22 protein-coding genes are annotated in these 22894 nt (G+C 65.8%); 10 read left to right on the top strand and 12 right to left on the bottom strand.

Annotation, left to right across the window (positions count from 1 at the left end):
* Positions 1-201: 201 nt before the first annotated feature.
* Positions 202-1893, bottom strand: coding sequence for a long-chain-fatty-acid--CoA ligase FadD1 (gene fadD1 / locus HU825_RS10555; protein ID WP_043295994.1), 1692 nt, complete (start codon positions 1891-1893; stop codon positions 202-204).
* Positions 1894-2119: 226 nt separating this feature from the next.
* Positions 2120-3808, bottom strand: coding sequence for a long-chain-fatty-acid--CoA ligase FadD2 (fadD2, locus tag HU825_RS10550; protein ID WP_043295993.1), 1689 nt, complete (start codon positions 3806-3808; stop codon positions 2120-2122).
* Between the two features lie 269 nt (positions 3809-4077).
* On the opposite strand from fadD2, the gene HU825_RS10545 reads away from it, so the two are divergent.
* Positions 4078-4548 (top strand): MaoC family dehydratase, encoded by a 471-nt coding sequence (locus tag HU825_RS10545; RefSeq protein ID WP_008568211.1) that lies wholly within the window; start codon positions 4078-4080, stop codon positions 4546-4548.
* A gap of 144 nt (positions 4549-4692) precedes the next feature.
* Here HU825_RS10545 and ccoM read toward each other — a convergent pair whose 3' ends face one another.
* The 4 genes from ccoM to HU825_RS10530 form a co-directional block, all read right to left on the bottom strand.
* Positions 4693-4809 (bottom strand): cytochrome c oxidase subunit CcoM, encoded by a 117-nt coding sequence (ccoM, locus tag HU825_RS18765; protein WP_008568212.1) that lies wholly within the window; start codon positions 4807-4809, stop codon positions 4693-4695.
* A gap of 270 nt (positions 4810-5079) precedes the next feature.
* The gene (locus HU825_RS10540; protein ID WP_165595268.1) at positions 5080-5247 is read right to left on the bottom strand and encodes a hypothetical protein; all 168 of its coding nucleotides are present in this window, start codon (positions 5245-5247) and stop codon (positions 5080-5082) included.
* Complete coding sequence (locus tag HU825_RS10535; protein ID WP_234301991.1) at positions 5244-5840, bottom strand: alpha-ketoglutarate-dependent dioxygenase AlkB family protein; 597 nt, start codon at positions 5838-5840, stop codon at positions 5244-5246. Before HU825_RS10535 ends, HU825_RS10540 begins: the two co-directional genes overlap by 4 nt.
* A gap of 39 nt (positions 5841-5879) precedes the next feature.
* The gene (locus HU825_RS10530; protein ID WP_234301990.1) at positions 5880-6179 is read right to left on the bottom strand and encodes an aspartate-semialdehyde dehydrogenase; all 300 of its coding nucleotides are present in this window, start codon (positions 6177-6179) and stop codon (positions 5880-5882) included.
* A gap of 148 nt (positions 6180-6327) precedes the next feature.
* On the opposite strand from HU825_RS10530, the gene rapA reads away from it, so the two are divergent.
* Entirely contained in the window at positions 6328-9177 is a 2850-nt protein-coding gene (gene rapA / locus HU825_RS10525) for an RNA polymerase-associated protein RapA (protein ID WP_234301989.1), read from the top strand.
* 47 nt (positions 9178-9224) lie between these two features.
* Here the strand turns inward: rapA and HU825_RS10520 are convergent, their stop codons facing one another.
* The 5 genes from HU825_RS10520 to HU825_RS10500 all read right to left on the bottom strand — a co-directional run bounded on the left by HU825_RS10520 (position 9225) and on the right by HU825_RS10500 (position 14632).
* The gene (locus HU825_RS10520; RefSeq protein WP_234301988.1) at positions 9225-10133 is read right to left on the bottom strand and encodes a CHAD domain-containing protein; all 909 of its coding nucleotides are present in this window, start codon (positions 10131-10133) and stop codon (positions 9225-9227) included.
* A gap of 55 nt (positions 10134-10188) precedes the next feature.
* Positions 10189-11454: an Hsp70 family protein gene (locus HU825_RS10515; protein WP_043295988.1), complete on the bottom strand. Its 1266-nt coding sequence runs from the start codon at positions 11452-11454 to the stop codon at positions 10189-10191.
* 89 nt (positions 11455-11543) lie between these two features.
* Positions 11544-12890, bottom strand: coding sequence for a spinster family MFS transporter (locus HU825_RS10510; protein WP_054093733.1), 1347 nt, complete (start codon positions 12888-12890; stop codon positions 11544-11546).
* A 120-nt stretch (positions 12891-13010) separates the two neighbouring features.
* Positions 13011-13793 carry a hydroxypyruvate isomerase family protein gene (locus HU825_RS10505; protein WP_138299431.1) on the bottom strand — a complete coding sequence of 261 codons (783 nt, stop codon included), beginning with the start codon at positions 13791-13793 and terminating at the stop codon, positions 13011-13013.
* Positions 13790-14632 carry an NAD(P)-dependent oxidoreductase gene (locus tag HU825_RS10500; RefSeq protein ID WP_231736862.1) on the bottom strand — a complete coding sequence of 281 codons (843 nt, stop codon included), beginning with the start codon at positions 14630-14632 and terminating at the stop codon, positions 13790-13792. Before HU825_RS10500 ends, HU825_RS10505 begins: the two co-directional genes overlap by 4 nt.
* A gap of 166 nt (positions 14633-14798) precedes the next feature.
* Between HU825_RS10500 and HU825_RS10495 the strand changes: the two genes are divergently transcribed.
* Genes HU825_RS10495 through phnE form a run of 4 tightly spaced genes read left to right on the top strand, consistent with a single transcriptional unit; the run spans position 14799 to position 18038 of the window.
* A complete protein-coding gene (locus tag HU825_RS10495) occupies positions 14799-15650 on the top strand; it encodes a putative selenate ABC transporter substrate-binding protein (RefSeq protein WP_138299429.1) in 852 nt (283 codons plus the stop codon).
* Positions 15647-16450: a phosphonate ABC transporter ATP-binding protein gene (locus tag HU825_RS10490; protein ID WP_054093729.1), complete on the top strand. Its 804-nt coding sequence runs from the start codon at positions 15647-15649 to the stop codon at positions 16448-16450. The genes HU825_RS10495 and HU825_RS10490 overlap by 4 nt, the downstream gene beginning before the upstream one ends.
* Positions 16444-17274, top strand: a complete 831-nt coding sequence (locus HU825_RS10485; protein WP_043295982.1) for a PhnE/PtxC family ABC transporter permease — start codon at positions 16444-16446, stop codon at positions 17272-17274. The genes HU825_RS10490 and HU825_RS10485 overlap by 7 nt, the downstream gene beginning before the upstream one ends.
* On the top strand, positions 17271-18038 hold the full coding sequence (phnE, locus tag HU825_RS10480) for a phosphonate ABC transporter, permease protein PhnE (RefSeq protein WP_043295981.1): 768 nt from the start codon (positions 17271-17273) through the stop codon (positions 18036-18038). Before HU825_RS10485 ends, phnE begins: the two co-directional genes overlap by 4 nt.
* 28 nt (positions 18039-18066) lie before the next feature.
* Here phnE and HU825_RS10475 read toward each other — a convergent pair whose 3' ends face one another.
* The gene (locus HU825_RS10475; protein WP_008566728.1) at positions 18067-18384 is read right to left on the bottom strand and encodes a DUF2288 domain-containing protein; all 318 of its coding nucleotides are present in this window, start codon (positions 18382-18384) and stop codon (positions 18067-18069) included.
* A gap of 198 nt (positions 18385-18582) precedes the next feature.
* Between HU825_RS10475 and HU825_RS10470 the strand changes: the two genes are divergently transcribed.
* From HU825_RS10470 to livG, 4 genes are all read left to right on the top strand, one after another.
* Complete coding sequence (locus HU825_RS10470) at positions 18583-19701, top strand: branched-chain amino acid ABC transporter substrate-binding protein (protein WP_043295980.1); 1119 nt, start codon at positions 18583-18585, stop codon at positions 19699-19701.
* Between the two features lie 250 nt (positions 19702-19951).
* Positions 19952-20875: a high-affinity branched-chain amino acid ABC transporter permease LivH gene (gene livH, locus HU825_RS10465; protein ID WP_043295979.1), complete on the top strand. Its 924-nt coding sequence runs from the start codon at positions 19952-19954 to the stop codon at positions 20873-20875.
* On the top strand, positions 20872-22128 hold the full coding sequence (locus HU825_RS10460; RefSeq protein ID WP_043295978.1) for a high-affinity branched-chain amino acid ABC transporter permease LivM: 1257 nt from the start codon (positions 20872-20874) through the stop codon (positions 22126-22128). The genes livH and HU825_RS10460 overlap by 4 nt, the downstream gene beginning before the upstream one ends.
* Entirely contained in the window at positions 22125-22892 is a 768-nt protein-coding gene (gene livG / locus HU825_RS10455; RefSeq protein WP_043295977.1) for a high-affinity branched-chain amino acid ABC transporter ATP-binding protein LivG, read from the top strand. Before HU825_RS10460 ends, livG begins: the two co-directional genes overlap by 4 nt.
* Positions 22893-22894: the final 2 nt, after the last annotated feature.

The raw sequence follows: 22894 nt of genomic DNA, 5'->3' as shown, positions 1-22894 counted from the left end.
CGGCTTAATCCTCGGGTTACTTTACCCCTGCGACGAAAAAAACCTTTCAGCGTGAAGGGTCTCTCAGAAAACGCACGTCAGCGCTCGTTGGGCGTGCCTCGCACGGTGCTTCCAGCGTCGCTGGCGATCACCACCTCCGCCGCCCCAAAAAAAAGCCCCGCGCAGCGTGCAGCTGGCGGGGCTTCTTATCGTGCGGCTCGATCAGCTCGCTTCGGCGAGCTTCTTCAATTCCTGATCACGCAACTCCCGACGCAGGATCTTGCCGACGTTGGTGGTCGGCAGGCTGTCGCGGAACTCGACGTAGCGCGGGCGCTTGTAGCCGGTCAGGTTATCGTGCATGTGCTGCATGACCTGCTCGCGAGTCAGGCTCTCGCCCGGCTTGACCACCACGAACAGCTTGATCGCTTCGCCGGATTTCTCGTCCGGTACGCCGATGGCGGCACACTGCAGGACGCCCGGCAGCGTTGCCAGCACGTCTTCCAGCTCGTTCGGGTAGACGTTGAAGCCGGAGACCAGAATCATGTCCTTCTTGCGGTCGACGATGCGGATGTAGCCGTCAGCCTGGATCACGCCGATATCGCCGGTCTTGAAGAAGCCTTCGGCATCCATCACCTCGGCGGTGGCTTCCGGCCGTTGCCAGTAGCCCTTCATCACCTGCGGCCCCTTGATGCACAGCTCGCCGATCTCGCCCTGCGGCAGCTCCTGGCCGTCATCGTTGATGACCTTGAAACGTGTCGAAGGCACCGGGATGCCGATGGTGCCGAGCTGGATATGCGTGATCGGGTTGACCGAGGCCACCGGGCTGGTTTCGGTCAGGCCGTAGCCTTCGCAGATCGCGCAGCCAGTGACCTGCTTCCAGCGTTCTGCCGTGGCCAGCTGCAGCGCCATGCCGCCCGACAGCGTGACCTTGAGCGCGGAGAAGTCCAGCTTGCGGAAGTCCTCGCTGTTGCACAGCGCGACGAACAGCGTGTTGAGACCGACGAAGCCGCTGAAGCGATAGCGGGCCAGGTCCTTCATCATCGCCGGCAGGTCGCGCGGGTTGCTGATGAGGATGTTGTGGTTGCCGCTGAGCATCATCGTCATGCAATGAAAGGTGAACGCATAGATGTGATAGAGCGGCAGCGGCGCGATCAGCACTTCACGACCTTCCTCGAGGTTCGAGCCCATCAGCGCCTTGCACTGCAGCATGTTGGCGACGATGTTGCGGTGCGTCAGCATCGCGCCCTTGGCGACGCCGGTGGTGCCGCCGGTGTACTGCAGCACGGCGACATCCTGGCCGTTCGGACTGGCGTCACGCACCGTCCGGCCGCGGCCCTGGGCCAGAGCATCGTTCAGACGCACCGCCGAAGGCAGACGGTAGGCCGGTACCATTTTCTTGACGTGCTTGACCACGGTGTTGACCAGCAGACGCTTGAGCGGCGCGAGCATGTCGCCCACCTCGGTGATCACCACATGCTTGATCCCAGTCTTGGGCAGCACCGCCTCGGCCAGGTGTGCCATGTTGGCCAGGCACACCAGCGCCTTGGCGCCAGCATCGTTGAACTGGTGTTCCATCTCCCGCGCGGTGTACAGCGGGTTGGTGTTGACTACGATCAGCCCGGCACGCATGGCGCCGAACACCACGATCGGGTACTGGAGCAGATTGGGCAGCTGCACGGCGATGCGATCGCCTGGTTGCAGATCGGTGTGATGTTGAAGATAGGCGGCGAAATCGCCGGAGAGTCGATAGAGGTCGCCGTAGGTCAGCGTCTTGCCGAGACTGCTGAAAGCCGGCTTGTCCGCGAAGCGCTCGCAGGACAGTTTCAGCACTGTCTGGATATTCTGGTACTCATCGGGATTGATCTCGCTGGCAACCCCAACAGGATATTTATCCTTCCAGAAGTTTTCGGTCATGACCCTACTCCTAAGCGACAGCCTTCTTCACTGCACACAATGGCAGCTGTTTTGTTGTGTTTTGTAAACTTTTGTGCCGTGGATAGCGGCAAGAAGTCGGCCGAGGTTAGCAGCTTTGAAACTGAGCGAATAGAGCCATTTATGTACAACCAAGGCACAAAGTGACCGAATATAACGATTCGGTCACTCGCCAGATAGGCCGCGCCAAAGCGCCTGACAGGCGGTTTCAGGCGATGTCGCGCAACTCGCGACGCAGGATCTTGCCCACCGGGGTCATCGGCAGCGAGTCGCGCAGGACGTAGTGGCGCGGCAGCTTGTAGCCGGTGAAATTCTCCCGGCAGTAGCGCTGCAGCTCCTCGACGGTCAGCCCTGGCTCGCGCGGCACGATGAACAGCTTGACCGCCTCGCCGGATTTCTCGTCGGGCACGCCGATAGCGGCGCAGCTGGCGACCTTGGGGTGCGCCATCACCACTTCCTCGATCTCGTTGGGATAGACGTTGAAGCCCGAGACGATGATCAGGTCCTTCTTGCGGTCGACGATCCGCACGAAGCCGTCCTCGTCGATGACGGCGATATCGCCGGTGCGCAGCCAGCCCGCCTCGTCGAGCACCTCGGCGGTCGCCTCCGGGCGCTGCCAGTAACCCTGCATCACCTGCGGTCCCTTCACACACAGCTCGCCACGCGCACCGAGTGGCAGCTCACGGCCGTCGTCGTCGATCACCTTGAGCACGGTGCCCGGTACCGGCAGCCCTACCGTTCCCAGCCGCGAACGCTCGCCGTGCGGGTTGGCGCAGACTACCGGCGAGGTTTCCGTGAGGCCGTAGCCTTCGACCACGGTGCAGCCGGTCAGCTGTTGCCAGCGCTCGGCCACCGCCGAAACCAGTGCCGTGCCGCCGGAATTGGTGCCCTTGAGTGCGGAAAAGTCGATCCGGCGAAAGTCCGGATGGGACATCAGCGCGACAAACAACGTATTCAGGCCGAGGAAACCGGAGAAACGCCAGCGCTGCAGCTCTTTGACGAAGCCGTTGATGTCGCGCGGGTTGGTGATCAGTACGTTGTGGTTGCCAGTCACCATCATGCACATGCAATTCACGGTGAAGGCGTAGATGTGATAGAGCGGCAACGGCGCGATCATCACCTCCTGCCCCTCGCGAATGACCGGGTGGCCCTTGTCATCCAATTGCTGCATGTTGGCCCGTACCTGCTGCATGTTCGCCACCAGATTGCCGTGACTGAGCATCGCCCCCTTGGCCACGCCGGTCGTGCCGCCGGTGTACTGCAACACCGCAAGGTGCGTCTGGCTCAGCGGCACTGGCCGCAGGCTGTGGCGTGCGCCCTCGCGCAGTACCGTCTTGAACGAGACCGCCTGTGGCAGGCTGTAGGCCGGCACCATCTTCTTCACATGCCGGACCGCGGCGTTGACCAGCGCGCCCTTCAGGCCGGGCAGCAGGTCACCGATCTTCGCCTCGATCAGGTAGTCGATGCGGGTGTCGGCCAGCACGTCCTGCACCTGCCGGCCGAAGGTATTCAGATACACCAGCGCACGCACGCCGGAATCCTGGAACTGATGGCGCATCTCCCGCACGGTGTACAGCGGATTGGTGTTAACCACCACCAGCCCGGCACGCAGCGCGCCGAACACAGCGATCGGATACTGCAGCAGGTTGGGCATCTGCACGGCGATGCGCTCGCCCGGCTGCAGGTCGGTGTGGTTCTGCAGCCAGGCCGCAAAAGCCGCGGAGTGGCGTTCGAGATCGCTGTAGGTCAGGGTGACGCCCATGTTGGTGAAGGCCGGACGATCCGCGTGCGCCTTGCAGGCACGCTCGAACACCTCGACCACGGAGCGGTAGGCGGACATATCGATATCGTTCGGCACGCCGGCGGGACGTTTGTCATTCCAGAATTCAGGTTGCATTGTTATTAGCCTCTTGACCTGAGAGTGTCTGGCCCGTGCGGGTATCCGGGCTGAGCCGAACTTAGCAGCTCATCACCAAGGTGCAAGCGCGCACCAGCCCCCATCACCGCTGTGAATCTTCCATCTCCGACCAAGCGCCCCGGACGTCGGGACAAGCTTCGCGTCAACCACTAGAATGCAGCGCACCTTTTTCAGCCCGACCGGTGCGCGCGCTCTTCCGAGCAGGCACGCCGCTTCCCCCTCTCTGCGACCAAGGACAGATACCGAGCATGAATACCATCAGCAGCACGCCCTACTCCGCGCTGGAAGTAGGTCAGACCGCGAGCTTCGAGAAAACCGTCGGCGAACGCGACATCCAGCTGTTTGCGGCCATGTCCGGCGATCGCAATCCGGTGCATCTGGACGCCGAGTTCGCCGCTGGCACGCTGTTTCGCGAGCGCATCGCGCACGGCATGTTCAGCGGTGCGCTGATAAGCGCTGCCGTGGCCTGCACCATGCCGGGGCCGGGCACGATCTATCTCGGCCAGACCATGAAGTTCACCCGCCCGGTGAAGATCGGCGACACCCTCACCGTGCGCCTGGAAATTCTGGAAAAGCTGCCGAAGAACCGCGTGCGCATCGCCACGCAGGTGTTCAACCAGAACGACGAGCAAGTCGTCGATGGCGAGGCCGAAGTGCTGGCTCCACGCAAGCACGAAACCGTGGAGCTGAAGGAGCTGCCGCCGATCAGCATTGGCTGACCCCCTCCCTGCCGCTCCGTGCCGTTGCGCGGGCGGCTGCCTGACCGAGGCCTCCCCAACCTCGGCCGTCGCATAAATCAAGAGCAAAAAAAAGGCGACCTAGGGTCGCCCAAATGCCTTGCGTGCTCTTTATATCGAGCGGGATCAGCTGCGCTTTTTCTTTTGCGCGTCCCGCCAGATGAAATATGCGAATCCACCGAGGAAGGCGACCATCAGGCCGACCGTGACCACCCCTGCGAGCACCACATTATCGACGAACATGAGACCTTCCCTCCGAAGCTGTTTTGCTGTCCGATGGGCGCACGTTAATGCGCTCTTCGGCGCACAAAATTGATCGATGTCAATAGCCGCAGATGGCCGACGAAAAGCGTGCCCGGCGACTGATCTGGATCAAGAAAGGAGGGGTATTTCGAGACGAAATCGGCGCGTTGGCCGGGTATCGCGGCGTGAATGCGGGGCTAACGGGAGAGGATCGGAGCGCCCAGCCGGCCGTCGCAGCCGTGCTCGCCAGACGCTCGTGCATCGGCGAAATCAGCGTTTCTTCGGCTTCTTCTTGCTGCGACTCTTCTTGTCCTGCCCCAGCGGCAGCACCTGCTCGAAGGCTTTGCGCATCTGCGCGAGGCGCTTGTCGTTCTGCTCATGAATGCGCTTGTCGCGCTCAGCGCTGAAATCGATCAGCTTGTCGTCGTCACTGCTCATGCTCGGGTCCGTGGATGGATCAGGCGAAAGGTCAGGTTAAGCCGCGGCGTCCGGACCTTGCGGGTGCGGGCGATCTGGTGCTGCCAATGATGCTGGGTCGCCCCGCCCATGACCAGTAGCGAGCCATGTTCGAGGGCGATGGAATGCTCGATACGCTGACTGCCCTTGCGCCGCAGATCGAAGCGTCGGGTCGCGCCCAGGCTCAATGACGCCAGCAGCGGCTCGTCGCCCAGCTCCGGTTCGTCATCGCTGTGCCAGCCCATCGCGTCCTGGCCATCGCGATAGTAATTGAGCAACACGCCGTTGAATGGTTGTCCGAGCTCGTCCTGCAAGCGCTCGCGTATCGCCGCGAGCAAGCGCGTCCAGGGAAGCGGCTCGTGCTGCAGGCCGGAATAGCGATAGCTCGCCTGCGCATCACCGTACCAGGCCACTTGCCGCGGGATCGCCACACGGCGGCCGTAAAGGCTGATCTGCGGCTGTTGCCACGGGGTTTGCTCGATCAGCTCGGCCAGCCAGGCATCCGCCAGCGGCGCCGCGAGCCACTGCGGCAGATAGCGCAGATCGGTATCGGGCAAGGACAGCGGGTCGGTCATGCACGATCACCCGACCACCGCCACGGCACGTGGCGCGGCTCAGACTTCGACATCCACCCACCGGCCCTGGCGCGGGCGCTCGTCTGCATCATCGCGGGCGTCGCCCTCGTTCGGGACGTCAGGAGCCTGCTCGCCCGGCGTCGATCCGCGCCGCTGCCGTCGACGCTGCTCATCGCGCAGCATCTGCTCGGTTTCCTGCGGGTGGCGGCGGTCCAGGGCGATGGCACTCTCCCCGGCGGCCGGTTCCACCGGCGCAACGGGCTGGATATCCGGCCGCGGTTTGACCGCGTCCTGCTGCGCACTGACCGGAAAGACGCCTGAGGGAATGGGTGGCAGCATGCGTGAGCCCTGTTGCGCATCGAGGTGGATCGTTGTTTGTCACTGTAGCAGGGCCGCTACACTTCCTGTGCTCGAAGGCCGTCGGTCGTCGTCGCTCTCGACGCGGCGTTCCGTTACCATAACCGGCTTTTTTCACAGCGGAGGCAGCATGGCGCAGCAGTATCTACCGGGGCAACGCTGGATCAGCGACAGCGAAGCCGAGCTCGGGCTGGGAACCATCCTGACCCACGACGGGCGAATGCTCACCGTGCTCTATCCCGCCACCGGCGAAACCCGCCAGTACGCCACGCGCAGCGCACCGCTGACGCGCGTGCGCTTCGCCCCGGGCGACGAGATTACCCATTTCGAAGGCTGGAAGATGACCGTGCGTGAGGTCGACGACGTCGACGGCCTGCTGGTCTATCACGGCTTCACCGCACAGAACGAAGCCCGCACCCTGCCGGAAACCCAGCTGTCGAATTTCATCCAGTTCCGCCTGGCCAGCGACCGCCTGTTCGCCGGCCAGATCGATCCGCTGGCCTGGTTCAGCCTGCGCTATCACACTCTGCAGCATCAAAGCACCCAGCTGCAGTCGTCGCTGTGGGGCCTGGGCGGCGTGCGTGCGCAACCCATCGCGCACCAGCTGCACATCGCCAAGGAAGTCGCCGACCGCATTGCCCCGCGCGTGCTGTTGGCGGATGAAGTGGGCCTGGGCAAGACCATCGAGGCCGGCCTGATCATCCATCGCCAGCTGCTCTCCGGTCGCGCCAGCCGCGTGCTGATCCTGGTGCCGGAGAACCTTCAGCACCAGTGGCTGGTGGAGATGCGCCGGCGCTTCAACCTGGAGGTCGCGCTGTTCGACGACGAGCGCTTCATCGAGAGCGACGCCAGCAACCCGTTCGAGGACGCCCAGCTCGCGCTGGTCTCGCTGGAATGGCTGAAGGACGACGAACGCGCCCAGGATGCCGCCTTCGCCGCCGGCTGGGACCTGCTGGTGGTCGACGAGGCGCATCACCTGGTCTGGCATCCGGACGGTGCCAGCGCCGAGTACCAGCTGGTCGAACAGCTGGCCGAGGTGATCCCCGGCGTGCTGCTGCTCACCGCGACCCCCGAACAGCTCGGTCAGGACAGCCACTTCGCGCGCCTGCGCCTGCTCGACCCCAACCGTTTCCATGACTTGGAGGCCTTCCGCGCCGAAAGCAGCAGCTACCAGCCGGTCGCCCAGGCCGTACAGGAACTGCTCGATGACGGTCGCCTGTCGCAGGAAGCTCACGAGACCATTCACACCTTCCTCGGCGCCGAAGGTGAGGCTCTGCTCGCCGCCGCCACCGATGGCGACATCGAGGCCAGCAGCCGGCTGATCCGCGAGCTGCTCGACCGTCACGGCACCGGCCGCCTGCTGTTCCGCAATACCCGCGCCGCCGTGCAGGGCTTCCCGGAGCGCCAGCTGCACCCCTACCCGCTGCCCTGCCCGGCCGAATATATGGAACTGCCGCTGGGTGAACATGCCGAGCTGTACCCGGAGGTGGCCTTCCAGAGCCAGCAGGACGATGGCGAGGCCGGCACGCGCTGGTGGCAGTTCGACCCGCGCGTCGAATGGCTGATCGACACCCTGAAGATGCTGAAGAAGTACAAGGTGCTGGTGATCTGCGCCCACGCCGAAACCGCGCTGGACCTGGAAGACGCGCTGCGCGTGCGCTCCGGCATTCCCGCCACGGTGTTCCACGAGGGCATGAGCATCCTCGAACGCGACCGCGCCGCGGCCTACTTCGCCGACGAGGAGTTCGGCGCGCAGGTGCTGATCTGCTCCGAGATCGGCTCGGAGGGTCGCAACTTCCAGTTCGCCCATCATCTGGTGCTGTTCGACCTGCCGGCGCACCCGGATCTGCTCGAACAGCGCATCGGCCGTCTCGACCGTATCGGCCAGCAGCACGTCATCCAGTTGCACGTTCCCTATCTGGAAACCAGCCCGCAGCAGCGCCTGTTCCAGTGGTATCACGAGGCGCTGAACGCCTTCCTGGCCACCTGCCCGACCGGCAACGCCCTGCAGCACCAGTTCGGCCCGCGCCTGCTGACACAGCTGGAAGAAGGCGACGACGAGGCGTTCCAGCGCCTGATCGACGAGGCCCGCGCCGAGCGCGAGCGCCTCGAAGCCGAACTGCACACCGGTCGTGACCGCCTGCTGGAACTCAACTCCGGCGGCGGCGAACAGGGCAAGGCGCTGGTCGAAGCCATCGAGGAACAGGACGACCAGTTCGCCCTGCCGATCTACATGGAGCAGCTGTTCGACGCCTTCGGCATCGACAGCGAAGACCACTCCGAGAACGCCCTGGTGCTGCGCCCCAGCGAGAAGATGCTGGATGCCAGCTTCCCGCTCGGCGACGACGAGGCGGTCACCATCACCTACGACCGCGAGCAGGCCCTGGCCCGCGAGGACATGCAGTTCCTGACCTGGGAACATCCCATGGTGCAGGGCGGCATGGATCTGGTGCTGTCCGGTTCGATGGGCAACACCGCGGTGGCGCTGATCAAGAACAAGGCGCTCAAGCCCGGCACCGTCCTGCTCGAACTGCTGTTCGTCAGCGAAGTGGTGGCGCCGCGCGCGCTGCAGCTGAGCCGCTTCCTGCCGCCGCTGGCGCTGCGCTGCCTGCTCGACGGTAACGGCAACGATCTGGCGACCAAGGTGGCGTTCGATACGCTCAACGATCAGCTGGAAAGCGTGCCGCGCAACAGCGCCAACAAGTTCGTCCAGGCCCAGCGCGACGTGCTCGCCACGCAGATCGCTGCCGCCGAAGCCAAGGTCGCGCCGCGCCACACCGAACGCGTCGCCGAGGCGCAGCGCAAGCTCAAGGCCGGACTGGACGAAGAGCTTGCCCGCCTGGTCGCGTTGCAGGCGGTCAACCCGAGCGTGCGCGACAGCGAGATCGAAGCGCTGCGCCAGCAGCGCGAAGAAGGCCTGGCCGCGCTGGAGAAAGCCGCGCTGCGCCTGGAGGCGATCCGGGTCCTGGTGGCCGGCTGAGCTGAGGGCGGCGGGTTAGCCTGCCGCCCGCCGAAGGCTCCGGGCGTTCAGCCCTGCTCGCTGCGCGCGATGCGCCAGTAGGCATCGAAGCGCGTCACCAGCGCTTTCGGCTTCTCGGCAAACAGGCGATGCCCCAGGCGCCGCGCCAGTTGCTGCAGCTGCGCACGCCGACGCTCGATGCAACGCCGCAGTTGCTCGTGGGTTTGCGCCTCGCCGAACAGCTCGGGTTCGTGCTGCATCAGCTGCTGCATCACCGCCAGATCGTGATCGTCGCCCAGCGCGTCGGCGACCCGCTTGAGCTGTTCGCACCGCCGCTCCATCGCCTCCGGCCAGCACGGCGACAGCAACTGGCAGTGATACCAGTGATCCTTCACGCGCTTGCGCCACTCGTGCAGCAGTTCGTCGCTGCCGGCTTTCTCGGCACGCGCCAGGTCTCGCACGGCATCGGCATAGGTCCGCTTCAGCCCGTCGGCCAGCAGGGCGAAGCCCTTGCCCGCGAGTTGCCATTGTCTGGCGTCCGCGGTCAGCGCGCGCAGCTCGCCCAGCACCTGCGCGACCTCCTCGTCGACGCCGGCGTGTACCTCGCCATCCGGTGCGGCACGCTGCTGCAACCGCACACGCACCTGGCGCAGCGCCTCGCTGCCGAACAGCCGCCGGTTGCGCCGGGCCAGCGCGTCCCAGCTTTCCAGCATGGCCGTGGCATCGCGTGATTCGGCCAGCCGCCGGCCCATGTCGCGCAGGCGCCGGTTGTCGGTCCCGAAACGCCGGCCCAGCGGCTCGCGCACCAGTCGCAACAATGCGCGCAGCTCCTTGAAGCGCTTGCGTGCCTGGTGAATGCCCTCGGCGCGCTCCGCCGGTGCGGCGCCGAGCGCCTGGATCGCCTTGTCGATGCGATCCAGCGCGGCCTTGCGCACCTCCTTGGCGGCATTGCGTGACGGGCGTATCCGGTAGGCCATGACGATCCCCCTGTGCGGCAGCCATCCGACCGAGCGGACGCCGCTCGGACTCGGATCAACCGTAGCGCTTGCGCGCCTCGATGGCCAGGCCGCTGCCGATGCTGCCGAAGCGGTTGCCCTGCGCGTGGCGCGCACCCGGCAGCAACTCGGCGACACACTGCCGCAGCGCCGGCACGGCACTCGAACCACCGGTGAAGAACACCGTGTCGACCGCGTCATGGCGCACACCGGCGTCCGCCAGCAAGCGCTCCAGCCCGCCAGCGACGCGTTCGAGCAGCGGCGCGATGGCGCGCTCGAAGCCGTCGCGGGTCAGCTCTGCACGCAGCGCCGGTTCGATGCGCTGAAAATCGATGGCATGGGATGTCTGCTCGGTCAGCGCGATCTTGCCATGCTCCACCTGCATCGCCAGCCAGTGCCCGGCACGCTGCTCGATCAGGCGGAACAGCCGGTCGATGCCGGTGGGGTCGACGATGTCGTAGCGCATGCTTTGCAGCGCCCGTTGCGAGGCCGGCGCATAGACCGCGTTAATGGTGTGCCAGGTGGCCAGGTTGAGGTGGGTGCTGGTGGGCATCGGCGCGTCGCTCTTCATCCTGCTGCCATAGCCGAACAGCGGCATCACCCCGTGCAGGCTGAGCTGCTTGTCGAAATCGGTACCGCCGATATGCACGCCCCCGGTGGCGAGGATATCCGCCTGGCGGTCATCGACCGCGCGCCGTTCGGGCGACAGCCGCACCAGCGAGAAGTCCGAGGTGCCGCCGCCGATGTCAACGATCAGCACGCGCTCCTCGCGCTCGATGCGCGACTCGTAATCGAACGCCGCGGCGATCGGCTCGTACTGGAACGAGACGTCGCGAAAGCCGATCTTGTGCGCTGCCGCCGCGAGCATCTGCGCCGCTTCGCGATCGGCCTGCGGATCGTCATCGACGAAGAACACCGGGCGCCCCAGTACCACTTCCTCGAACGGCCGCCCGGCCACCGCTTCGGCACGCTGCTTGAGGGTGCCGAGAAACAACCCGAGGATGTCCTTGAACGGCATGGCGCTGCCGAGCACGGTGGTCTCGCTCTTCAGCAGCTTGGAACCCAGCAGGCTCTTGAGCGAGCGCATCAGCCGGCCTTCGTAGCCTTCGAGGTATTCGTTCAGCGCCTGGCGGCCGTAGACCGGCCGGCGCTCCTCGGTGTTGAAGAACACCACCGAAGGCAGCGTCGGCTGCTCGCCTTCCAGCGCGATCAGGGAATCGACATCCGGCCGCCACCAGCCGACCGTGGAATTGGAGGTGCCGAAGTCGATGCCACAGGCGCGGGCGGGCGAAGCATTCTGCATGGTGCGTACCGGACTGCCAAAAAACGGCCGCGCAGTGTACTGGAGGCAGCGCGCCGATGCAGTCCGGCTGTCGTATCCGTACGCCCGTGCTAAGCCGGCACCGCCTCGCCTGCCGCGCCATCCTCGGCCATGCCCGCCGTCATCCGCCGCGCGTCCGCGCAGAACGTCCGCGACGCCTGGAACAGGAACAGCATGGTCAGCAGCAGCGACGCAGGGATCAGGTACATCGCCCCGTGCAGCCCCTCGGCGCGGAACGTCTCGCTCATTTGCGCTGCACCCGCCGCCAGCATCGCCGCTTCGGCGAAATGATCCGAGAGCAGGCCCACCACCACCGTGCCCATGCCGCCACCGAGCAGATACAGCCCGGCGAAGAACAGCGCCATCGCCGTCGCCCGCAGTCGCGGTTCGACCACATCCTGGATGGCGGTGTAGACGCAGGTATAGAAGTTGTAGGAAAACAGCCAGCCGACGCTGAACACCGCGACGAACACGCCGACCTCGATGCGCCCGGCCAGCAGCGCGTAGCCGGTGGCGAGCGTGGCGACCAGCATGCTCAGCGCCGCGAAGATCAGCCGGCCGCGGGCGAAACGCTGGTGGATGCGGTCGGCGATCCAGCCGCCGAGGGTCAGACCGATCAAGCCGGTGAACCCGACGATCACCCCGGTGGCGACCGACGCCTCCACCAGCGGTACGGCGTGATAACGCATCAGCAGCGGCACCATGAAGGCGTTGCAGGCATAGGTGGCGAAGTTGAAGGCCAGCCCGGCCAGCACCAGCCACCAGAACGTGCGAATCGCCAGCACCTTGCGCATCGGCTGCTGCACCGGCGCCTGCGAGACTTGCACCGCCTCGGCGGCGCCGCGCTGCGGCTCGCGGATCAGGAAGATGAACAGCGCCAGCACCAGCCCCGGCACCGCGGCGATGAAGAACGGCGCGCGCCAGCTGTCGAACGCCTCGACCATCGAGCCGATGGTGAAGAACGCCAGGAGCAGCCCCAGCGGCAGGCCGAGCATGAAAATCCCCATCGCCCGCGCACGCTTGTGCGCCGGAAACAGGTCGCCGATCAGTGAGTTGGCGGCGGGCGCATAGCTGGCTTCGCCGATGCCGATGCCCATGCGCACCAGCAGAAAGCTCCAGAAGTTCCAGGCCAGACCATTCACCGCCGTCAGCCCGCTCCAGACGGTCAGCCCCCAGCCCATGATCTTGCGCCGCGAACCGAGGTCGGCCATGCGCCCCAGCGGCAGACCGGCGATGGCGTAGACGATGGTGAAGGCGGTGCCGATCAGGCCGAGCTGGAAGTCGTTGAGGCTCCATTCCAGGCGGATCGGCTCGGCGATGATCGCGGGAATGGTGCGATCGAAGAAATTGAACAGGTTCGCCAGGAACAGCAGGAACAGCACGCGCCAGGCGTTTGAAGCTTGGGTGGAAGGCTGCATGACGTCGGTCTCGATTGTTCTTGTTGTAACCGGCCAGACCAGCCGGGACTCGAGCCTGACTCTAGAACCTGCCTCCCCCGTCGTCTGCAAACATCACCTGCGCTTATGCCGCGCGATGGCTCAGCGCGCCTGCCATTCGGCCAGCCAGGTCAGGCTCGCCGCGGTGCCCGCCTCGCCCGGCTTGTACTCGGCACCGAGCCAGCCCGTGTAACCGCTCGCCTGCAGGGCCTGCAGCGCGGCGCTGAAGTCGACTCCGCCACTGCCCGGCGCGCCGCGCCCGGGACAGTCGGCGAACTGCACGTGGCCAATGCGCCCGCGCAGCTGCTCGACGCATCCGGCGAGGTCCAACCCCTGCCGCGCCATGTGATAGAAGTCCAGCTGCGCCTGGCAGTTGGGATGATTGACGCGCTCCAGCAAGACGGCGAGATCAGCGGCGCTGTTGATCAGGAAGCCCGGCATGTCCAGCGGATTGATCGCCTCGCACAGCACGCGGATGCCGAGCATGTCGAAGGCTTCGGCGGCCATCCACAGATTGTGCTCGAGCGTCTCCAGCGCTTCCTCGCGCGCCACGCCGTCGGCCAGCCGCCCCGGCAGCACGTTGACGCAAGCCGGGCGGACCATCAGCGCGTAGGTCAGCGCCTCCTGCAACGCCGCCTCGAACTCGGCCTGACGCTCCGGCACCGCCGCCAGACCGGCGCCGCCCTGCATCAGATCGCCGGCCGGCAGATTGATCAGCACCAGCGGCAGGCCGGCACGGTCGAGCAGCCCCTTGAGCAGCACGGCCGGCAGCTCATAGGGGAACTGGATTTCCACGCCGTCGAAACCGGCGACACGCGCGGCCAGCACCCGCTCGGCCAGTGGCAGTTCGCCGAACAGCAGCGACAGGTTGGCGGCGATTTTCATGACTCGTCCTCACGGTACAGCTGCACCAGCGTCGCCGGGTCGCGCTGCAGGTTGCCCTGGCTGCCGTGCAGACGCATCAGCTGCGCGGCCAGGCCGCTCATCGGCGTCGCCGAGCCCTGCTCGCGGGACAGTTTCACCGCGGTATCCAGGTCCTTGAGCAGCGTGCGCACGTGCCATTTCACCGGTTCGAACTCGCTCGCCGCCATCTGCGGCGCGAGGATCTGCAGCGGCCGCGAGTCGGCGAAACCACCGGCCAGCGCCGGCGCCAGCAGGCTGGCATCGACCCCGGCACGCTCGGCCAGCGCCACCACCTCGGCGATCACCAGCGCATTGCAGGCGACGATCATCTGATTGCAGACCTTGCTGACCTGACCCGCACCGACCTCACCCATGTGCGTCAGCCGCTGACCGAGATGCATCAGTACTGGCCGCACGCGCTCGACATCCTCGACCCGGCCGCCGGCCATGATCGCCAGCGTGCCGTTCTCCGCCCCCGCGGTGCCGCCGGAGACCGGGGCATCGACCCAGCGCATGCCGCTGCGAAATTCCAGCTCGGCGGCCATGTCGCGCGTCGCGCCGGGTTCCAGGCTGGAATGATCGACCAGCAGCTTGCCCGGCTTGCCGCCTTCGGCGAGCCCGCCCTTGCCGAACACCACCTCGCGCACGGCGGCGGTATCGGCCAGGCACAGCAGCACGATATCGGCAGCGCAGAGTTCGGCCGGCGTCGCCACCGCCGTGGCGCCGAGCGCAACCAGCGGCGCGCATTTGTCGGGCGAGCGGTTCCAGACCAGCAGACGGTAACCGGCCGCCAGCAGGCGGCGACACATCGGCAGGCCCATCAGGCCGATACCGGCAAACGCAAGGGTGGGCAATGTGGACACAGGACAGCTCCTCGGAGAACGGCGAAGGTGCCGATTCTAGGCGCGAAAACCGATCATGGCTAAGCGCGACCGTCCGCACCTATAATCGCCGCGCTTTTTCCGCCATTGAACCGGAGAACCCTCAATGCTCAAGCGCTCCCTGGCAGCCGTCGCCGGCCTTGCCCTGTCCCTGTCCGTCACCGCCATCCACGCCGCCGAAACCCTGCGGGTCTCTGCGATCCCCGACGAAGCCCCGACCGAACTGATCCGCAAGTTCAAGCCACTGGGCGAGTACCTGGAGAAGGAACTCGGCATGCCGGTGAAATTCACCCCGGTATCCGACTACGCCGCCGTGGTCGAGGCCCTGGCCTCCGACCGTCTGGACATGGCCTGGCTGGGCGGCTTCACCTTCGTGCAGACGCGCCTGAAGACCGGCAATGCCATACCGCTGGTGCAGCGCGAGCAGGACGAGCAGTTCACCAGCAAGTTCATCACCGCCGATCCCGCGGTCAAATCGTTGCAGGATCTCAAGGGCAAAACCTTCGCCTTCGGCTCGGTGTCCTCGACCTCGGGCAGCCTGATGCCGCGCTATTTCATGCTCAAGGACGGCATCGAGCCGGAGCAGTTCTTCTCCCGCATCGCCTATTCCGGTGCGCATGACGCCACCGCCGCCTGGGTCGAAGCCGGCAAGGCCGACGCCGGCGTGCTCAACGCCTCGGTATGGGACAAGCTGGTCGCCGCCGGCAAGGTGAACACCGACAAGGTGCGCGTCTTCGCCACCACGCCGACCTACTACGACTACAACTGGACCGTGCGCGGCACCCTCGAGCCGGCCCTGGCCGAGAAGATCAAGGCAGCCTTCCTCGCGCTCGACCCGGCCAACCCGGAACACAAGGCGATCCTCGACCTGCAGGCGGCCAGCCGCTTCATCGCGACCAAGCCGGAAAACTACGAAGGCATCGAGCAAGCCGCGCGCGCTGCCGGCCTGCTGAAGTGATCGTCAGCCTGAGCGGCGTGGGCCATACCCACGCCGACGGTCAGGCTGCGCTGTGCGACATCGGATTGCGGGTCGCCCAGGGCGAACGGGTGGCCATCATCGGACCGTCCGGCGCCGGCAAGACCACCCTGCTGCGCCTGCTGGCGACCGCGCTGAAACCGCAGTGCGGCGAGCTGGAACTGCTCGGCCAGCGCCCGTGGGCGCTATCCGTCGCGCAACGCCAGCGGCTGCGCGCGCGCATCGGGCTGATTCACCAGGCGCCGCCGCTGCCGCCGCGGCAGCGGGTAGTCACTGCAGTGCTCGCGGGACGCCTCGGCCAATGGTCGCTCGGCCGCAGCCTGCTCAGCCTGATCTACCCGCTGGACGCTGCCGGCGCTGCAGCCGAGCTGGGCCGGCTGGATCTGGCCGACAAGCTCTACATGCGCTGCGACCAGCTCTCCGGCGGCCAGCTGCAGCGCGTCGGCATCGCCCGTGTGCTCTATCAGGCGCCGGCGCTGGTCCTCGCCGACGAGCCGGTTTCGGCGATGGACCCGGTGCTCGCCAGCCACACCCTCGACGTACTCAACCGCGAGGCGCAGCAACGCAACGCCACGCTGCTGGCCAGCCTGCACGCCGTCGAGCTGGCGTTGCAGCATTTTCCACGGATCGTCGGCGTGCGCGCCGGGCGCATCCTGTTCGACAAACCAGCCGCCGCGGTCACGGCCGAAGAGCTGGCGGCGTTGTATGCCAACGAGCAGCTGGCCCATTCGCCCATTCCGGCCACGGCCTTCGCGCCGCCCCTGCATATCCCGCGATGCTGAACCCCACTGTCACCCGCGACCCGGCGGCGCCGGCGCGCCTGCTGCTCACACTGCTGGCGCTGACGCTGCTGTGGCCGGGGCTTTCGCTCAGCGAGCTGGACCTCGGCGTGCTGTTCGATGGCAGCAATGCGCAGACCATGGGCGTATTCCTCACCGGTTTCTGGCCGCCGGCGCACGACCAGCCATTCCTTGCACTGCTGGCGCAGGCCACGCTGGAGACCCTGGCCATCGCCACCGCCGGCATGGCGCTGGCGCTGCTGATCGCCCTGCCCGGTGCGCTGCTGGCCACGCGCGCGCTGTCGCTTTCGGCGCTCAGCCGAGGCGGCCGCCCGGCATGGTGGGCCCAGGCGCTGCGCTGGCCGGCGCGCGGCCTGCTGATCGTGCTGCGCAGCATCCCGGAAATCGTCTGGGCGCTGCTGTTCGTCCGCGCGGTCGGCCTCGGCCCGACCGCTGGCGTGCTGGCCATCGCCATCACCTACGCTGGCATGCTCGGCAAGGTCTATGCGGAAATCTTTGAGTCGGTCGATCCGCAACCGGCGCGGGCGCTGCTCGCCGCCGGCAGTTCGCGCCTGCAGGCGTTCTGCTATGGCGTGCTGCCGCAGGCGACCGGGGAGATGCTGTCGTACTCGGTCTATCGCTGGGAATGCGCGGTACGCGCCTCGGTGGTGATGGGCTTCGTCGGCGCCGGCGGGCTGGGTCAGCAGATGGACCTGTCGATGCGCATGTTCGCCGGTGGCGAGGTCGCCAGCATGCTGCTGACCTTCCTCGCCCTGGTGCTGTTGGCCGACCTGCTCAGCCGGCTGCTGCGCTGGAGGTTCGCATGAAGCTCCTGGCCCGTCTGCTGATTCCGCTGGCGCTGCTCGCGGCCGTGGTCGCCGCCTTCGCCTATCTGCACCTGGACACCGCCACGTTGTTCGGGCGCGAAGGGCTCGGGCAGATGGCCGCATATGCGGCGGGCTTTCTCGATCCCGACCTGTCACCGGCGCATCTGCGCGCCATCGGCCGGGGCGCGCTGGAAACCCTGGCGATGTCGGCCATCGGTACTTTGCTCGCCGCTTTGCTGGGCCTGCTGCTGGCGTTGCCCGCTGCCGGGCGCTTCGGCCGAGCCGCCCAGGCGGCGGCACGACTGCTGCTCAACGCGCTGCGGGCGATTCCGGAACTGGTCTGGGCGGCGCTGATGGTGCTCGCTGCCGGGCTCGGGCCGAATGCCGGCACCCTCGCCCTGGCCCTGCACACCGCCGGCGTGCTCGGCCGACTGTTCGCCGAGGCGCTGGAAAACACCCCGCCGGCACCGGCCGATGCGCTGCGGCTGAACGGCGGCGGACGCGTCGTCGCCTTCTGCTACGGCACCCTGCCCAGCCTGTGGCCGCAGCTGGTGGCCTACACGCTGTATCGCTGGGAAAACAATATCCGCATGGCGAGCGTGCTCGGCTTCGTCGGTGCCGGCGGCCTGGGGCAGATGCTGCACATGAGCCTCAGCCTGTTCCAGGAGGCCCAGGCCTCGACGGTGATCATCGCCATGCTGCTGATGGTGCTGGCGGTCGACGCCCTCAGCGGTTGGGCGCGGCAGCGCTGGGTGCGCGGATAATCGCCGCGTCACCCACAGGCGCACCGTCTCAGTGCACGGCCGGCCGCACGCCCCGCTCCTGCGCCAGCACCCAGGGCGCGACGACCACCGCCCATAGCTGCGGATCGCGCTCCAGCCAGTCCTGCGCCTGCGGCGCATCCATTCTCAGCAGCTGACCGCCTTCCAGCCAGGCCGCAACCTTGGCGCGATCGTCCTGCGCCACGGCGAGCGCTACCTCGACCAGGTCGAAATCGTTCGCGACCCGCAGGAGCGCGCCACGGGCGAAGAACGGCTGCAGTTCTTCCCAGGTAATCGGCGCCGTTTCGCCCAAAAGCTTGGCATAGAGAGTGCTTACATCGTCGGTCATGGGAGCTACCCGAGTGAGGGGGCGGCCATCATAACGCGGCGCCGTGTCGGTCAAAACGCCCAGTTCTGCCGGCTGTGCAAAGAGAGGAGACACTTCTACACTGTGCCGGTACAGTTGCCGCACCGTTCCGGGACGATCGGCCCGTAACGCCTCTGCGACATGCAGGATCCAAACAATAATGATGCAAGTGGAGCGCATATGAAGAGCAACCAGCGTCTGTCCAAACTCGTTCTCGCCCTCGTTTTGAGCGGCACCGCCAGTTACACGGTTGCGGCCGATACCATCCGGATCGCGATGGCCGGCCCGGTGACCGGATCGGTCGCGCAGTACGGGGACATGCAGTTCATTGGGGCCGAGATGGCCATCGAGCAGATCAACAAGGCCGGCGGGGTGAACGGCCAAAAACTCGAGGGCATACGCTACGACGACGCCTGCGATCCGAAGCAGGCCGTGGCAGTCGCCAACAAGATCGTCAACGACGGCGTGCAGTTCGTGGTCGGCCACCTCTGCTCCAGCTCCACTCAGCCGGCGTCCGATATCTACGAGGACGAAGGCATCCTGATGATTACCGCGGCCTCCACCAGCCCGGACATCACCTCGCGCGGCTATCAGCTGATCTTCCGCACCATCGGCCTGGACAGCCTGCAAGGTCCGACCGCCGGCAACTTCATCGCCGATCACGTCAAGCCGAAGAACGTCGCGGTCATCCACGACAAGCAGCAGTACGGCGAAGGCATCGCCACTGCCGTCAAGCAGACGCTGGAAAGCAAGAACATCAAGGTCGGCCTGTTCGAAGGCATCAACGCCGGCGACAAGGACTTCTCTTCGCTGATTGCCAAGCTCAAGCGCGAAGGCGTGGACTTCGTCTACTACGGCGGCTACCACCCGGAACTCGGTCTGCTGCTGCGCCAGGCGAAGGAAAAAGGCCTGAACGTGCGCTTCATGGGCCCGGAAGGCGTGGGTAACTCGGAAATCTCCGCCATCGCCGGCCCGGCTTCCGAAGGCATGTACGTGACCCTGCCGAAATCCTTCAACGAAGATCCGAAAAACCAGCAGCTCGTCGAAGCCTTCAAGGCCAAGAAGCAGGACCCGAGCGGTCCGTTCGTGTTCCCGGCCTACGCCGCAGTGCAGGTGATCGCCGAAGGCATCGAGAAGGCCGGCAGTACCGACACCGACAAGGTGGCCGAGGCGCTGCGCAGCAACACCTTCGACACCCCGACCGGCGCGCTGGAATTCGACGAGAAAGGCGACCTGAAGAACTTCAACTTCGTCGTCTACGAATGGCACCAGGACGGCACCAAGACCGAAGCCAAGTAATTTCCATCAGCCTCGCAAAGCCCACTTGCCGTGGGCTTTGTCTTAGCGGGCGGCCCTGCCACAAGCATCGGGCCGCCTTGCCATACCTGTAATCCGACGAGCGGCCTGAACCGCAGGCCCGCCTCGAACCGGCACCGCGCGTGATCCGCGCGTCGTCGTACCGTAGTAGCGCCGCGCGGGTGTGCGGCGTGTTCGATGTGGGCAGCGCAGCCAACCGGAATGAAATTGCAGGGACTTCGGGAGAGCAGTGATGCCTGAGCTTTACCATTACCTACAACAGCTGATCAACGGCCTCACCGTTGGCAGCACCTATGCCTTGATCGCCATCGGCTACACGATGGTGTACGGCATCATCGGCATGATCAACTTCGCTCACGGCGAGGTGTACATGATCGGCTCGTATGTTGCCTTCATCGCCATCATCGGCCTGTCCATGCTGGGTCTGGACGCCTTGCCGCTCCTCATGATCGGCGCCTTCCTCGCGAGCATGATCGTGACCAGCGCCTACGGTTACAGCATCGAACGGGTCGCCTATCGCCCGTTGCGTGGCAGTAACCGGCTGATTCCGCTGATCTCGGCGATCGGCATGTCGATCTTCCTGCAAAACGTCGTGCTGCTGGCCCAGGACTCCAAGGACAAGGCCATCCCCAATCTGATGCCGGGCAACTTCGTCCTCGGTGAAAGCACCATGAACGGCGTGACGATCTCCTACATGCAGGTGGCGATCTTCATCGTGACTTTCATCACCATGTACGGCCTGACGCTGTTCATCTCGCGCTCGCGGCTGGGACGCGCCTGCCGCGCCTGCGCGGAAGACATCAAGATGGCCAATCTGCTGGGCATCAACACCAACAACATCATCGCCCTGACGTTCGTCATCGGCGCGGCGCTGGCGGCCATCGCGGCGGTACTGATCAGCATGCAGTACGGCGTGATCAACCCGCACATCGGCTTCCTCGCCGGCATCAAGGCGTTCACCGCCGCGGTGCTCGGCGGCATCGGCAGCATACCGGGCGCGATGCTCGGCGGTCTGGTGCTCGGCGTGGCCGAGGCCTTCGGTGCCGATCTGTTCGGCGACCAGTACAAGGATGTCGTGGCATTCAGCCTGCTGGTGCTCGTCCTGCTGTTCCGCCCCACCGGCATCCTCGGTCGCCCGGAGGTGGAAAAGGTATGACGCGCAATCTTCGTACAGCGTTTTTCAGCGCCCTGCTGGTAATCGCCGTCGCGGTGCCGGTACTTGGCGTGAAGCTCACCACGGTAGGTATCAAGGTAGAGGTGCATGGGGCGGACGCGCTGACGTTCTGGATCATCGCCGCGTGCGCCGTAGCGATGTTCTTCTGGCAGCTGGTGCGTACGCGCCTGCCCGCCGGCTGGGCGGCCAGCACGAGTCTGCCGAGCATTCCGGCCGGCACCGGCAACTTCCTCACCCTGCCCTCCACGCAACGCTACATCATCATCGGCCTGGTGCTGGTGGCGCTGGTGTGGCCGTTCTACGGTTCGCGCGGCGCGGTGGACATTGCCACGCTGATCCTGATCTACGTGATGCTCGGCCTCGGCCTGAACATCGTCGTCGGTCTGGCCGGGCTGCTCGACCTGGGCTACGTGGGCTTCTACGCCGTGGGCGCCTATACCTACGCGCTGCTCTCGCACTACTACGGCGTCGGTTTCTGGACGGCGCTGCCCATCGCCGGGGCGATGGCTGCGCTGTTCGGCTTTCTGCTGGGCTTCCCAGTGCTGCGCCTGCGTGGCGACTACCTGGCCATCGTGACGCTCGGCTTCGGCGAGATCATCCGCCTGCTGCTGCGCAACATGACCGACCTGACCGGCGGCCCCAACGGCATCAGCGGCATCGACAAACCGTCGCTGTTCGGTCTGTCGTTCGAGCGCCGCGCCGCCGAGGGCATGCAGACCTTCCACGAGTACTTCGGGGTGGCCTACAACTCGGTGAACAAGGTGATCTTCCTCTACCTGATCGCCCTGTTGCTGGTATTGCTGACACTGTTCGTCATCAACCGCCTGCTGCGCATGCCGATCGGCCGCGCCTGGGAAGCGCTGCGCGAGGACGAAATCGCCTGCCGTGCTCTGGGCATGAATCCCACGGTGATCAAGCTGTCGGCGTTCACCCTCGGCGCCACGTTCGCCGGCTTTGCCGGGAGCTTCTTTGCCGCGCGCCAGGGGTTGGTGTCGCCGGAATCCTTCACCTTCATCGAGTCGGCGATCATTCTCGCCATCGTCGTGCTGGGCGGTATGGGCTCGCAGCTGGGCGTGATTCTCGCGGCCGTCGTGATGATCCTGCTGCCCGAGCTGATGCGCGAATTCAGCGAGTACCGCATGCTGATGTTCGGCGCACTGATGGTCCTGATGATGATCTGGCGTCCGCAGGGCCTGCTGCCCATGCAACGCCCCCACCTGGAGCTGAAGCAATGAGCCGCCCGATTCTAGAAGTACGCGGCCTGAGCATGCGCTTCGGCGGCCTGCTGGCCGTCAACAATGTGGCCCTGAACGTACAGGAAAGACAGGTGGTCTCGATGATCGGCCCCAACGGCGCCGGCAAAACCACCGTATTCAACTGCCTGACCGGCTTCTACCAGCCGACCGCCGGGGAGATTCTCCTCGACGGCACGCCGATTCAGGGCATGCCAGGCCACAAGATCGCCCGCCAGGGCGTGGTGCGCACGTTCCAGAACGTCCGCCTGTTCAAGGACATGACGGCCGTGGAAAACCTGCTGGTGGCGCAGCACCGCCACCTGAACACCAACTTCCTCGCCGGCCTGCTGAAGACGCCGGCGTTCCGTCAGAGCGAGCGGGAGGCCATGAACTTCGCCGCACACTGGCTGGAGCAGGTGAATCTGACCGATATCGCCAACCGTCCGGCCGGCACCCTCGCCTACGGCCAGCAGCGCCGCTTGGAGATTGCCCGCTGCATGATGACGCGCCCGCGCATCCTCATGCTCGACGAGCCGGCGGCCGGCCTGAACCCGAAGGAAACCGAGGATCTCAAGGCACTGATTGCCCTGCTGCGCGAGGAGCACGGCGTAACCGTTCTGCTGATCGAGCACGACATGAAGCTGGTGATGAGCATTTCCGACCACATCTACGTCATCAACCAGGGCACCCCCCTGGCCGACGGTACGCCGGAGCAGATCCGCAACAATCCGGACGTGATCAAAGCCTATCTGGGGGAGGCGTGAGC

Source organism: Pseudomonas phenolilytica, from assembly GCF_021432765.1.
Taxonomy (GTDB): Bacteria; Pseudomonadota; Gammaproteobacteria; order Pseudomonadales; family Pseudomonadaceae; genus Stutzerimonas; species Stutzerimonas phenolilytica.
Note: the sequence above shows the minus strand (reverse complement) of the source record. Positions and strands in the feature narration are given on the sequence as shown.